A 14,129-nucleotide genomic window follows, 5' to 3' on the forward strand; every position below is an offset into this window, starting at 1 on the left:
ATCTGCGCCTCTCAGTTAGCTGCCTCTGCTGAAGCACTTAAACCCGTCGTCAGTAGGGGATGAGAACCAGCGCCATTAATGGCGTACTTTGACCCGGATCGCATACGATACCCGTGGGAACGAACCAGACCTGGCTGGTGCCGGCTGGACACCCTGACGTCATGCACATCCTCAAAATTCCGTTGCTTGGCAATGGCCAGCCTCCCGATGGGCCATAGACCACTTCCATACTGTTCATGGCATGGTTTAAAGGGATCGCTCCCGGAACGCTATTTATCCAGTTGATTGATTGTGCGTAGTTGACCCGATCTTTACCCATTTCCAACATGTAGACGTTGCTAACATTGACCAGCACATTGATTGAGTGGAATCTGTCTTGAACTGTGATGTAAGCACTACCCCAGCGAAGTCCGGTAATTTTGCCGTTAGTATCTACGGTCGCCACGGATGGATTACTGGAAGAGTATTTGATAGGTATGACACCGTGGAAAACTTGCAGAGATTGCGTATTGCCCGGGAAGTCTCGTCCTGTTTCTGGCCATCCGGTATATACCCTGTAGCCGTTCAAGTTGATTACCGTCATGTTCGCCTGAAGGGGGCGGTGCACGGTGAATGAACGAAGAGGTGACAATTGCTGGCTGCCATATAAAGCTTTGATCCGGATGTGGGTTGCCCTGTCGTAGACAAAACCTGACAAACTTTGGGAAATGAATTGACCGCTGGCGTCAGTGGTCAGCGTCACTTTCGGTTCGTCATCGACCAGAATCTGCACGTGTTGATTGGCGCTTGCCGTTCCTGATATCACTACGCTGGTGGCAATGGTCGGACTGTTATGGGGAATATCAACGTTCTGGGGAGTTTTCACCGAAGTGATCAGTGGTTGGAGTTCGATCAGCGAATGCACCAGATAGTTTTGCTTCGGGAACATTACCGGTTGTGCGCCACGTCGAAAGACCACGCTGAACGTAATGCTTAATTCGGATTCATTCTTGAGTTTCTTCAACCACTCGAGCGGTAGCGGTCTGTGCAAGCCTTTTTCCTGACCGGAAGCTACGCCCTCCAGGTCATCGAAGCGAACCGCGTTGCCTGCTAGATCGATACCCTCGTAGGACAGGAATAAAGGCTGTTCGGGGGTTTGTCCGGGCCATTCCTCCACTGCCAGTAAATTCCCGTTGCTCAAGTTGATGACGTCTATGACACCGTCGATGTTGGTAATGTGCGGTGTGGGAAGCCTCTCGTCTTCTTGTGCGATCGCCTTGACTACAATCTCGACGGCTGGGGAAGTGGCAATCCGTTGTTCGTTGCGCCGCAGATTCCAGGCCAACTGGAGGCTTGTGCCTTGGCTGGCGACCAATAGTGGCCTCTCTAAAACAAAGTTGGCTTGATGATTCTGGTTCAGGAGCTTCGCCGGGAACGTTTGCGAACCGGGCTGGGCCTGCCTTTGAATCAGCCTCGCCCGGTCTTGCGGCTGCGCGGCGGGAAATTTTACGCGTATCGTCGGAAGCTGGCCGAGAGGGTCGATCAAAACAGTGGCGGGTTCCACCGGGAAGGGTGGTGACAACACTATCTCTACCGGAGCGCCGAATTTCAATTCCAGCAACTGCGAGGCGACTTCCATTTCACCCAGATTGGTAATGGTGTTTTGAACAATCAAGGGCTGATTGGCGTAAGGCGAGATGTATTTGGCCGGGACTTTGAATACGACAGGTTGGCTGGGGTCGGCGACGATCAACTGGAAAATGAACAGCGCGCTGATCCCGTCATTGTCCGTAGCTTGCCAACGTAAACCGACCTTGGCACCTGGTTTCAATGGCCAGTAAGCGGCCACATGCACCGTCGCCTCAGGAGTGTCGACCGGAAGTGTTTCGTCCACCAGCGGTTCCACGACGGGCAGGCCAAGTGGCTGGGAGGTGCCGCGGATCCTAACTTCGGCCGGTTTCGACAGGTGTTTTGTGGTGCCCTTGACCCGCTCATAAGTAGCGCGCAGACATCCGCCGATCAAATTGCGTATCCGCTCATTCTCTACTTCGAATTCCACGCTCCTCGCAGCGACTCCCATCTTTTTCGTATAAACATGCGCGACAGGGTCGCCCCATTTTGTGTATCCCTGCAAAGTAAGATTGATCACGTCATCGACGGCAAATACGTCCGTAACGAGAACGGTCGTTGGGCCGCCGATCAACCAGTCATGATGCAGGTCGTCGGCTGGATCGGCCTGTGTGAAAATCGGCGCTCTTAGCAGCAGAACTCCCGGCTTGAACGGCAATACGAGAGCATCGGACCAGCCGCTGGAGTTTTCCACGGTGTCGAATATCTGATAACGCACCGTCAGGCTGTTGGTCGGCGGCAGTGTCGCCAGCTGATCGGACGACAAGTCAAAGAACACATCCCCCAATGCAGTGACTTCGGCTTCCAGCGTCAGCGACCCGAATGCCAGGACAACAATGTCGCCGATAAATTGATTGAAGTACTCCGGCACGGTCACGTACAGGCCTTCACTTACCACCGTCTTGTCAATGAAACTTTCCGAGGACACGGGCAGCTTGAGGCCTTGGTTAAAGGGCATACCGCCGTCGGTGTCTGCTTCGCCAGGGGCCGGGTATTTGTAGAAAAGTGCTACAGGAGGCGAGCTCTCAGTGGTATTGCCGCTGACACGCGTCACTTCATACCAGAATTTTTTGTTGTCTGTGCCAGATGCGTCGAATCGGGAGGCCATATCTGTGGCGGAGATGCAGAAGGGGATGTTTTTCGCCAATCCCTGGTCATCGAAATGCGCGTCGGTAACGGTGAATTTGGCTACCGGCGCGTTCGCCGTGTCGATAAACACTTCGATGGCATCCCCCTCGGCCATGTTCGTGTACGCGAGGATGTAGACCAACAGGCCATCGCGGTCGCCCTGAACCATGTGAATGTTGACGCCCAGCGCCCCGTCCTCCTGCAATTTGTAACCGATCGGCAGAGGCGGGGCGACGCCCAAAACACCGATACCAGGCTCGGGCGGGAACACCACGACTTGGGAAATGGCAGAGGCATCAGCATTGGTGATGGGGCTGTTCATGGCGACGTTCCTTTCCTAAAAATGCTCCGGGAGGGGCGGGCATCGGTGGAAAATGATTAGAACGCCGGCAGGGATCGGTGCCTACTGTCATATCTGACAGGTAAAGGAAGGTTTTGGACGAACGGTAGTCAGAGCGGGTATCTACAGCTAGGGCTTTCGCAGGGTTTTTTGTCGCAGAATATACACGGTAACCAGCACCGCACTGGTCAGCATAAAACCCCGCGCCCACGGCATAGGCACCAGATAACAAGAGAACAGAATGCTCGCCCACATCAGCCCGATCGCGTAGACCTTTCCTTTCAGTGGAATCCCATTGCCATCGAGATAGCCACGTATCCACGGACCAAGCCGGGGATGCTCGACCAGCCAGTTGTAGAAACGTGGAGAACTGCGCGCAAAACAGGCGGCAGCCAGCAGGAGGAAAGGCGTGGTAGGCAGGACGGGCAGGAAGATGCCGATCACCCCCAATGCGACGCTGAGCCAGCCGATGGCCAGCAGGACGTAGCGCAACATCAGGGGGCGGTTGCCTATGGGGTTGTCCATAGGCCGGGTCTTAGTGGTGGCGTGGTTTGAGGATCGCCGGTTTTTCGTCGGGTGCCTGGCACAGCAGGTACAGCGCGGTCAGGGCTTCCGGGATCTGCACGATCATGTCGTCCATCAGGTTGGCATCTTTGGCGATGTCTTCGAATTCAGGCTGTTCGTCGAACAGACCCGAACCGACCATGATCGGCAGGAGCATTTCGCTGACTTCTTCTTCAGCGGTTTCGAACCAGGCGGCTTCACGCAGGAACACGCCTTCCATGAAACCGATGCACCAGCCGCGCAGTTCGGAGTCGTCCGGCTCTTCGCCCAGATCCAGTTCGCAGGGCAATTCGAATTCTTCATCCGAGGCCAGTTGACGAGCGATATGCGCTTTGAGGCCAATCAGCGTGGCTTCGATTTCGGCGCGCTGGGCTTCGTCGGTGTAATGCGGTTCCTCAGCGAACAGGGCGTCGATCCATTCACGCTCCGGTACGTCTTCGGAGCAGATCGACAGCGCGGTCAGGTAACCGTGAGCGGCCACATAATCCAGCGCCTCGTCGTGCAGCTCGTCGGCGTCGAGAAAGACTTGCAGGCGGGTCAGTTGCTCAGCGAAGGACATTACGGGGCTACCTTGGGGAATAAACAATGCGGGAATTCTAGGCCTTCTTGCGCGCTCTAGCCAGCCGCAAGGCAGATTTGCCGCAATTGCTGGACGGTATACAAGTCCATGTGGGAGCGAGCCTGCTCGCGAAGGCGCCGGTCCAGTCAATGCAATCGAACCTGACACACCGCCTTCGCGAGCAGGCTCGCTCCCACACGGTTTTGTGTGTGGCAGGTTTATCAGTGTCTTATCAGCGGCACCCTGCGCACGAGAGGCCTCGGGTATACTGCCGCGTTTTGCGATCCCTGCCCGCATTGCGCTTGTCATGCAATGCGCTCTTACGTTTTGTTTAAGCAGCCGTGGCTGTTCTGAACCAGCCTGAGCAGGGAAGTATCGGTAGATTTCTGGAGTTTCTATGCTCGAACAGGCTCAACGCGTCCTCAAGGACATCTTCGGCTACGACAGTTTCCGTGGCCGTCAGGGTGCAATCATTGAGCGCGTGGCCAGTGGCGGTGATGCACTGGTGCTGATGCCTACGGGCGGCGGCAAGTCCCTGTGTTTCCAGGTGCCGGCACTGTTGCGCGACGGGCTGGCGGTGGTGGTTTCGCCGTTGATCGCCCTGATGGACGATCAGGTCGCCACCCTGGAAGAACTCGGTGTCGCCGCCGCCGCGCTGAACTCCACGTTGAGTGCCGAGCAGCAACGTGACCTCGCCGCGCGAATCAAGCGTGGCGAAGTGAAGATGCTGTATCTGGCGCCGGAGCGTCTGGTTCAGCCGCGCATGCTGGCATTTCTGCAAAGCCTGGAGATTGCGCTGTTCGCCATCGACGAAGCGCATTGCGTGTCGCAGTGGGGTCACGACTTCCGCCGCGAATACCTGCAACTGGGCCAATTGGCCGAGCTGTTTCCCAATGTGCCGCGGATCGCCCTCACCGCGACCGCCGACAAGCGCACCCGGGAAGAAATCGTCGATCGCCTGCACCTGCAAAATGCTGAACGCTTCCTGTCGAGTTTCGACCGCCCGAACATTTTCTATCGCATCGTGCCGAAAGAGCAGCCGCGCAAACAGTTGCTGGCGTTCCTCGCCGAGCGGCGCAGCGACGCCGGCATCGTCTATTGCCTGTCGCGCAAGAAGGTCGAAGAAGTGGCCGCGTTCCTCAGTGAGCAGGGTTTTCCGGCGCTGCCTTATCACGCCGGTTTGCCCAACGATCTGCGCGCCTATCACCAGAAGCGCTTTCTCAATGAAGAAGGTTTGATCATGGTCGCCACCGTGGCGTTCGGCATGGGCATCGACAAGCCCAACGTGCGTTTCGTCGCGCACCTCGATCTGCCGAAATCCCTTGAGGCGTATTACCAGGAAACCGGTCGCGGTGGCCGTGACGGTCTGCCGGCGGATGCCTGGATGGCCTACGGTCTGCAAGACGTAGTGATGCTCAAGCAGATGCTGCAAAACTCCGAAGGCGACGAGCGCCACAAGCGTCTGGAGCAGCACAAACTCGATGCCATGCTCTCGCTGTGCGAAGAAACGCGGTGCCGCCGTCAGACCCTGCTGGCGTATTTCGACGAGGACATGCCCGAGCCGTGCGGCCATTGCGACAATTGCGTCGACGGCGTGCAAACCTGGGACGCCACCGAACCGGCGCGGCAGGCGCTGTCAGCGATTTTTCGCACCGGTCAGCGGTATGGCGTCGGTCATCTGGTCGACGTGCTGTTGGGCAAGGACAACGAAAAGATCCGCAGCTTCGGCCATCAGCACCTGTCGGTGTATGGTGTCGGCACGGCGCTGAGCGAAAGCGAATGGCGGTCCCTGTTCCGCCAATTGGTGGCCCGTGGCCTGGCGGATGTCGATCACGAAGGGTATGGCGGTTTGCGCCTCAACGACAGCTGCCGGCCTTTGCTTAAAGGCGAGGTGACGCTGGAGCTGCGCCGCGATCTGAAGCCGCAGGTTACGGCCAAAAGTGGCAGCAAGAGCCAGGCGAGCCAATTGGTGCGCGGCGAAGAACGCGAACAGTGGGAAGCGCTACGCGCCCTGCGCCGCAAACTCGCCGAAGAACATGGCGTGCCGCCTTACGTCATCTTCCCCGATTCCACGCTGCTGGAAATGCTCCGCAGCCAGCCGACGACCCTGGCGGAAATGGCACGGGTCAGCGGTGTCGGTGCGCGCAAGCTCGAGCGTTATGGCGATGCCTTCCTCGAAGTGCTCGGTGGCGAGGCCGAGGCGCCGAAAGTGGTGGCCGATGTCCGTCACGAACTGATTACCCTGGCCCGCGCCGGGATGACGCCGCTGCAAATCGCCGGGCAACTGCAATGCTCGGAGAAGAACGTTTACACCATGCTTGCCGAGGCGATCGGCAAACAGCAATTGTCGCTGGAGCAGGCGCTGGATTTGCCCGAAGACCTGATGGGCGAGGTGCAGGACGCGTTTCTTGATGGCGAGGGTGAACTGCCATCGGTGGCCGAAGTGGCCGAGTTGTTTGCCGGGCGGGTGCCAGAAGGCGTGCTTTATTGTGTGCGGGCAGCGTTGCAATCCGAGTTCGAAATGTAACTCGGCTTTGCGCCTTATCTGAACGTCGATTGCCCACCTCCCGGTCTCGTGGCGAGAGCAGCTTTTGATCGGAGCACAGTTGTAACGATTCAGTACAGAGCCACGCTTGCCTATAACTGCGGCTCATGCTTAGCTGGCTAATAATTAGATTCTCCGTATTTCAGTCTAACCGTGAGTGTTTTATGCCGTTAACCGATCAACACCGCTTTGGCATGCAACTGGCCCAGATGTCCCGTGGCTGGCGCGCTGAACTGGATCGCCGACTCGCCGGCCTGGGATTGTCTCAGGCACGCTGGCTGGTGCTGCTGCATCTGGCGCGCTTCGAGGAAGCACCGACCCAACGTGAGCTGGCGCAGAGCGTCGGCGTCGAGGGTCCGACCCTTGCACGCTTGCTCGATAGTCTGGAAAGCCAAGGTCTGGTGCAACGCCAGTCCGTAATGGAAGACCGTCGGGCGAAAAAAATCGTCCTCTGTGCCCCGGCGCTGCCGCTGATCGAACAAATCGAAACCATTGCCACGCAGCTGCGTCATGAATTATTCGACGGCGTCGACGAAGCGGATTTGAAGGTGTGCATGCGCGTTCACGGGCACATCCTGGGCAATCTGGAAAAATCTTGAGGCACAACCCCGTGCCGAATCTTTGAGAGATCGCGCTGAGCCGACTATAAGAACTACTGGGCAATATCGTGTTCGTACCGGATGTGCGAACGCATAGAAGTCGGTTTTGCTTATTTTTAAGGGATGCTCATGCTCGCAAGTCGGCACGTGGGATTACGCAGTGGCGCCAAATGGCTGCTGCTCGCTGGCGTATTCAGTTATTCGACTGGTTCGATGGCATTGGGGCTGGGCGACATCATTGTCCATTCGGGCCTCAATCAGCCGCTCAAGGCCGATATTGCCTTGCAGGACGTCGGCGCGCTGAGCCAAAACGACCTTTCGGTCAGTCTCGCCTCGGCGGACGAGTTCGGTCGGGCCGGGGTCGAGCGGGTATTCTTCCTCAACGACCTGAAATTCACCCCGATTCTGCATGGCTCGCGGCAAATGATCCGGGTGACGTCGAGCAAACCGGTCAATGAACCTTTTCTGAATTTTCTCGTGGAACTCAATCAGCCCAATGGCCGTTTGCTCCGCGAATATACGGTGCTGATCGATCCGCCGGGTTCGCCCGGCATAGTGCCGGCCACTGATGAACCCGATCCGCGAGCGCAGTCCTCCGACTTTCCCACGGTGGAACCGGTGGCTGCGCCGCCACAGGCAGCCCAAGGCCGACGTCAAAGCGCACCGGCGCCAGCACCGGGCCCCGCCAGTGATGCGTTGGCCGAGCAACTGGCCGCCAGTACGTTGCTCAACCAGCAGTTGCAACAGACTGTCGACGAACAGAAAGCCCGGCTGCAGGCTCAAGAGGTACAGATCGCCGAGGGCAATAAGCAGCTCAGCGAACTGCGCACCCGTCTCGCAGAACTTGAAAAAGCCGCGCCTGTCCCCGTCGCTGCACCGGCGCCAGCTCCAGCCGCCGCGTCAGTCGAACCGGCGGAGGAGGGGCTGAACTGGCCGTTGCTGGCGGGGTTGCTGTTATTGCTCGGCGCATTGACGGCGCTGTTCGTGCGTCGCCGGCAACAAAGGGGACGCGGCGACGAGCCGTTGCCGTTTTTCGCGCAGCGCGATGAACCGGAAGTAGACGATCCAGACCATCCTTCGCCGGCCCGTGGACACAGTGCAGCAGAACACCGCGAAGAGCCCGCGACCGGGGACGTTCTGGAAGCCGTCGGGATTTACCTGGCGTATGGCCGGCTCGGTGAAGCCGTGGGCCTGTTGCGCGACGCCTTGCAGAAAGAGCCCGAGCGCATCGATCTCGGCATGCAATTGCTCGAGGTACTGGGACGCCAAGGGGATAACGCCGCGTATGACCAGCAGGAAAATCACCTGCGCGCCCTTGGGGTGGACGAACGGCAACTGCAGGACACGCGTGCCCGGCATCCGAAACTGGTGAGCACCGTGCCACTGGCGCCAGTCGTCGCCGTGCAGCCCGCGGTTCCTGTGCAGGCGTCCCCTGAAGATGATTTCGAATTGAATCTGGGTGAGTTGTCGATGGAATCCAGTTGGGATCTTGAGGACACTCGCTCAGCGCCAGTGCAGGGGGCGGCGGCGCTCGGTTCAGGCCTGGAGGTGCTGCCGCAGGATTTCGAGTTGCCCGAATCGACGGCCGCTGACGAGGCCGAACTGGAATGGATTCCCGATCCCGATGCCCAGCCGCTGGATGATGGTTTTCTCAATGAGTTTGCCGATCCGGCGCCCTCGATGGTGCTGGAGCCGCTGGAGCTGCAACCCTCGGAGGCGCTCGTATCGGCCGGCTCAGAGAAGCTCGAACAGGCGCAGACGTGCATTGATGACGGCGATATCGATAGTGCGATCGCACTCCTTAACCAGTTGCTCAAGGAAGGTGATGAACCTTTGAAGCAGACGGCAAGGACGTTGTTGGCGGGGATTCGCTGATTGTTTTGGCAGTGACTGATGTGTCGAAAGTGCTGACGCCTTCGCGGGCAGGCTCGCTCCCACGATGAGATGCGGTTTACCCCATGGGAGCGAGCCTGCTCGCGAAGACGATCAATTGCCGGGCTTGATCAGAACGTCTGCCCCAGATTCAGATAAATCGCCTGCTCATCCGCATCATTCAAGCCATAACTGAAGTTCAGCGGCCCCAACGGCGTGTCGAAACCGATGAACACACTCGCCGCATTGATGTAGCCACTGTCGAACTCGTTGTCGTTGTTCCATGCTCGTCCACGTTCCAGCGAGGCGCCGGCGTACAGCGGAAAGTCCAGCGGCAGATACGATCGCGGCGTTAATCGACGGTAATAAACGGCGCGCAGCAGGCTGACATTCTGCCCGGACACCGCATCCTCGCGGAAACCTGACAACTGCCGCGCACCGCCGAGCAGGAAGCTCGAAGTGACTACGCTGGCATCGTCCAGCGTGCGCCCGTAGCGCCCGCCGAGAATCAAGGTGTCCGGCCCGTGGCTCAGGGCTTTATCGAGTTTGAATTCCCATTGCCGGTATCGCGTGTCCGAACCCAGGCTGGGCTCGAACTGGGTCAGCGTCAGGCTGATGTCTTTGCCTTCGTGGGGAAAGTACACGTTGTCCAGCGAGTCGTAGGAATACTTCAACGTATAAAACCCTTCGTTGAAACTTTCATCCGGTAAGTCCTGATCGCCGATCCGCACATCAGCCTTGCCCCAGGCTTCACCGACGCCGAAACGTATTTCGCCGTTGTTGCCGATCTGTCGACCCAGGTTGAGGCCAAAGCCGTAGCGTTCTACGCGGTACTGCGCGATTGGATCATTGTCGAGCACCGACTCGACGTTTTGCGCTTCGAAGGCAGCGTAGGGCGCGACGAAGTAGCGCGAACCGACGTCGAGAGGCTGATAGAACTCGGTGTACAGTTCCTGCTTGTCGCCAAGTTGTGCGCGGGTCAGCCATTCCGCGCCGAGGCGGTTGATGCCATTAATGCGGTAACTGGCGCCGAGGTTGAAGGCGCTGTCGCCACGCATGTCGTCGGACAGGTTGAGGCCGACCCGCAGGTAATCGGTGCCGCTGCGTTTGCCGCGGGCGCTGATCACCAGCGTGTGATTGTCGCCCTTGTGCGCCACGCGATACTGCACCTGCTCGAAGTAGTCGAGGCCGTACAACGTGCCCATGTCCGAGTGCAATCGTCCCAGATCCAACCGCTCACCGACGGGCTGACGGATGTAGTAACGGATCACGTCATCATCGACTTTCGAGTCGTTTTCGATTTTGATCGCGGTGATGATCGGCGTGCGCTGGCCCGGTGAGCGAGCGGCATTGAGTTCGGCGTCCATCGAATCGGCGGGTTTGAGCGCTGCCAGGCGCGCGTCGAGAATTCGCGTCGCGCGATAACCGGCGTCGATCATCTCCTGGGCCTTGCCGAAATCGGTGACACCGAACGCTGCCAGGGCCGGCTGGATCAACACATCGGTCGGTTTCAACGCCGCCAGTTGCTCTTCGGAATTGCTGCGGGTCATCAGGGTGATCGACTGGTTCAACACGTCGACCACGGTGGCCAGTTGTTTACGATTGCGCAGCGGCGTGCCGATGTCGACGACGATGGCGACGTCGACGCCCATTTCCCGTGCCACATCGAGCGGAATGTTGTCGGTCATGCCGCCGTCCACCAGCAATCTGCCGTCGAGTTCGACCGGGGCAAACACCGCCGGAATCGACATGCTCGCGCGGATCACTTGCGGCAAATGACCCTTGCGAAACACCACTTTTTCGCCGTTGGCGATGTCGGTGGCTACGGCGCGGAACGGAATCGGCAGTTTGTCGAAATCGCGGGTGTCGCTGGTGTGGGCGAGCAGGCTTTCCAGCAGCAGCGCGAGGTTCTGTCCCTGAATCACACCCAGCGGCAGACCCAGGCTACCATCGTCGCGAAAGCTGAGTTTCTGTTTCACCAGAAAATCGCGGTCATCCTGTTTGCGCCGAAACGGCACATCTTCGCGCGGTGGCGCGTCGGACAGCGCGGCCTGCCAGTCGATCTGCAGCGCCAGTTTTTCCAGTTCGTCGATTTTGTAACCCGATGCATACAGCCCGCCGACCACCGCGCCCATGCTGGTCCCGGCAATCGCGTCGATCTTGATGCCCTGTTCCTCGAGTGCCTTGAGCACACCAATGTGCGCCAGCCCGCGCGCAGCACCGCCGGACAGCACGAGGCCGACCTTGGGCCGCGATGCCTCGGCGGCTTCGACGCTGGCGTGGAGGAACAGGGGCAATAAACCCAGGAGCAGGCAGAACAGCAGACGGCGCATTGTGAGTCTCGGGGCAAGCGGTAAAGCCGGCTATTATAGCGGCGCCCTCTGTCTCAGGAGTTTCAGTCAACATGACCGTCGCCAAAGCCGAAATCGTCATCACCTATTGCACCCAATGCCAGTGGCTGTTGCGTGCCGCGTGGCTGGCGCAGGAACTGCTCAGTACCTTTGGCGATGACCTCGGCAAAGTCTCGCTGGTGCCGGGCACGGGCGGGGTGTTTCACATCACCTGCGACGACGTGCAGATCTGGGAGCGTAAGGCCGACGGTGGTTTTCCCGAGGCCAAGGTACTCAAGCAACGGGTTCGCGATCAGATCGATCCGGGCCGCAACCTTGGCCATAACGAGCGCTCTCAGTGAGACGCGGCCTCGGCGGCGACAGTTTTCTTGTCGGCATGGCCGGACATCCGCGCTGACACGACGATGGCAACAATTATCAACGCGCCGCCGATCAACATCTTCGGCGTCGGGTTTTCATTGAACAGCAGCCAGGCGACAGTGATGCCGTAAACCGGCTCCATGGCGAACACCACCGCGGCCGTGCGTGCCTTGATCACCGCGAGGCTGGCGACAAACAGGCTGTGGGCGACGCCGGTGCAGAACACCCCGAGCAGGGCGATCCACAGCCAGTCGAGCGCGCGCACGTCGCTCAGTTGCGGCGCGGCGACCGGCAGCAGACACACCGCCACCACGACGTTCTGACACAACGCCGCCTGCACCGCCGGGATGCGCGCGGAGCTGGCGCGGTTGGTCAACGACAATAAGGAAAACAGCAAGCCCGACAGCACCGACCAGAGCAAGCCGATAGTCGCGCCACTGCCCAGATCGAAGGCTGGGGTTACCAACACCAGACCGATGCTGACCAACACGACCAGGACAATTTCATTGGCTCGGATACGTTCGCGAAAAATCAGCCCTTCAAGAATCACCGTAAACGCCGGGAAACTGGCAAAGCCCAGGGTCGCGATGGCCACGCCGGCAATCTTCACCGAAACGAAAAAGCTCACCCAATGCCCGGCCAGCAGCACGCCGCTCAAGGCCAGACGTCGCCAGTCCTGGGCCTGGAGTTTTTGCCAGCCGGTCTGGCTGGCGAAACGGGCGAAGAACGCCAGGGCGAGTACAGCGAAAGCGGCGCGCCCAAAGACGATCACAGCGGGGGAGGCGGCAGCGAGTTTGCCGAACACGCCGGTCAGGCCGAACATCAAAGCGCCGATATGCAGGGCGCCGAGGGCGGTACGCGGAGTCATTGCAATCCTTAATCAAAACGCCATTTTTTCGTTGATCGTCGCCACGTTCTACGTGGAAACGACCAATAACTGTAGGAGCTGCCGAAGGCTGCGATCTTTTGCTCCTGCCCTGATCGTTCCCATGCAGCGCTTGGGAACGATCAATCAAAAGATCGCAGCCTTCGGCAGCTCCTACAGTTTGGACCGAAGGAGTTGAGAAGTCTGTCGGCAGGCTATCGTCTTTTGTTGTAGGAATCGCGCCGGAGTTGGCCGGGCGATGTACCACACACTCGTAGGATCGCGGCCGAGAAAGCGCCGGCTGCGAATGTTCTCCATCGGTGTCAGTCTACACCGACGCGTTCAGGCTGCGCTGTCACAAGAATGACTTGCCCTTGTCATGGTCGATTAACCGGGCGCGCGCACGCTGGCGCAAACATCATCGAGGGTTGCCCATGACCAGCGCCGAGCTCGCCAGACCCAGCCGCAAACAACGCGTGCGAACCCTGTGGATTTCTGACGTGCATTTGGGCACGCGAGACTGTCAGGCGGAACACCTGTCGCAGTTTCTCAAGGGCTACCATGCCGACAAGATCTATCTGGTCGGTGACATCATCGATGGCTGGAAACTGCGCGGCGGCATGTATTGGCCACAGGCGCACACCAATGTGATCCGCCGATTGCTGACCATGAGCAAGCGCGGCACCGAGGTGATTTATGTCACCGGGAATCATGACGAATTCTTGCGGCGTTATTCGAAGCTCATTCTGGGCAACATTCAGCTCGTCGACGAAGCGGTGCATATCACCGCGGATGGCCGGCAGCTGTTGGTGATTCATGGCGATCAGTTCGACGTGATCACCCGTTATCACCGCTGGCTGGCGTTTCTCGGCGACTCGGCGTACGAATTTACGCTCACGCTCAATCGCTGGCTCAATCACTGGCGCGCTCGGTATGGCTACGGTTACTGGTCGTTGTCGGCGTACCTGAAACACAAGGTCAAGACTGCGGTGAGTTTCATCAGCGACTTTGAAGAAGCCATCGCCCATGAATGCGTGAAGCGCAAATTGCACGGCGTGGTCTGCGGGCATATTCACCATGCCGAAATCCGCAAGGTGGGGGCGGTGGATTACCTCAATTGCGGCGATTGGGTGGAGTCATGCACCGCGCTGATCGAGCATTGGGACGGCACGATCGAGCTTTATCGCCTTGGGGATGCGCAGGCGCGGGAAGCGGAGCTCAAGGCTGCCAAAGTGGCCGAACTTGCCTGATTCTCGGGTGGTTGTGAGGGGCCTCATCGCTGGCAATTCAGCTCCCACAGGGTTTTGTGGCGTTCACAAAACATTGTGGGAGCTGGCT

At 58.9% G+C, this 14,129-nt stretch carries 10 protein-coding genes; 5 read left to right on the forward strand and 5 right to left on the reverse strand.

The features are described 5' to 3' along the window. Positions 1 to 49: 49 nt before the first annotated feature. The 3 genes from EL257_RS07325 to EL257_RS07335 form a co-directional block, all read right to left on the reverse strand. Positions 50 to 3,058: an Ig-like domain-containing protein gene (locus tag EL257_RS07325; RefSeq protein ID WP_126361137.1), complete on the reverse strand. Its 3,009-nt coding sequence runs from the start codon at positions 3,056 to 3,058 to the stop codon at positions 50 to 52. Between the two features lie 147 nt (positions 3,059 to 3,205). Then, positions 3,206 to 3,601, reverse strand: a complete 396-nt coding sequence (locus EL257_RS07330; RefSeq protein WP_126361139.1) for a YbaN family protein — start codon at positions 3,599 to 3,601, stop codon at positions 3,206 to 3,208. A gap of 10 nt (positions 3,602 to 3,611) precedes the next feature. Continuing rightward, a complete protein-coding gene (locus EL257_RS07335) occupies positions 3,612 to 4,199 on the reverse strand; it encodes a YecA family protein (RefSeq protein WP_016771143.1) in 588 nt (195 codons plus the stop codon). 397 nt (positions 4,200 to 4,596) lie between these two features. Between EL257_RS07335 and recQ the strand changes: the two genes are divergently transcribed. The 3 genes from recQ (at position 4,597) to EL257_RS07350 (ending at position 9,218) form a co-directional block, all read left to right on the forward strand. Beyond that, positions 4,597 to 6,726, forward strand: a complete 2,130-nt coding sequence (recQ, locus tag EL257_RS07340; RefSeq protein ID WP_126361141.1) for a DNA helicase RecQ — start codon at positions 4,597 to 4,599, stop codon at positions 6,724 to 6,726. Between the two features lie 182 nt (positions 6,727 to 6,908). After that, positions 6,909 to 7,343, forward strand: coding sequence for a MarR family transcriptional regulator (locus EL257_RS07345; RefSeq protein WP_122593286.1), 435 nt, complete (start codon positions 6,909 to 6,911; stop codon positions 7,341 to 7,343). A 129-nt stretch (positions 7,344 to 7,472) separates the two neighbouring features. Next, positions 7,473 to 9,218, forward strand: a complete 1,746-nt coding sequence (locus tag EL257_RS07350) for a FimV/HubP family polar landmark protein (RefSeq protein WP_126361143.1) — start codon at positions 7,473 to 7,475, stop codon at positions 9,216 to 9,218. A gap of 128 nt (positions 9,219 to 9,346) precedes the next feature. Here EL257_RS07350 and EL257_RS07355 read toward each other — a convergent pair whose 3' ends face one another. After that, positions 9,347 to 11,548 (reverse strand): patatin-like phospholipase family protein, encoded by a 2,202-nt coding sequence (locus tag EL257_RS07355; RefSeq protein ID WP_126361145.1) that lies wholly within the window; start codon positions 11,546 to 11,548, stop codon positions 9,347 to 9,349. Positions 11,549 to 11,619: 71 nt separating this feature from the next. Here EL257_RS07355 and EL257_RS07360 point away from each other — a divergent pair, with 71 nt between their 5' ends. After that, entirely contained in the window at positions 11,620 to 11,907 is a 288-nt protein-coding gene (locus EL257_RS07360; protein WP_126361147.1) for a SelT/SelW/SelH family protein, read from the forward strand. Here the strand turns inward: EL257_RS07360 and EL257_RS07365 are convergent. Continuing rightward, positions 11,901 to 12,794 carry a DMT family transporter gene (locus tag EL257_RS07365; protein ID WP_126361149.1) on the reverse strand — a complete coding sequence of 298 codons (894 nt, stop codon included), beginning with the start codon at positions 12,792 to 12,794 and terminating at the stop codon, positions 11,901 to 11,903. The genes EL257_RS07360 and EL257_RS07365 overlap by 7 nt on opposite strands. Before the next feature lie 431 nt (positions 12,795 to 13,225). Between EL257_RS07365 and EL257_RS07375 the strand changes: the two genes are divergently transcribed. Then, on the forward strand, positions 13,226 to 14,041 hold the full coding sequence (locus EL257_RS07375) for a UDP-2,3-diacylglucosamine diphosphatase (RefSeq protein WP_126361151.1): 816 nt from the start codon (positions 13,226 to 13,228) through the stop codon (positions 14,039 to 14,041). Positions 14,042 to 14,129: the final 88 nt, after the last annotated feature.

The sequence above is a fragment of the Pseudomonas fluorescens genome (assembly GCF_900636825.1).
GTDB lineage: Bacteria > Pseudomonadota > Gammaproteobacteria > Pseudomonadales > Pseudomonadaceae > Aquipseudomonas > Aquipseudomonas fluorescens_BG.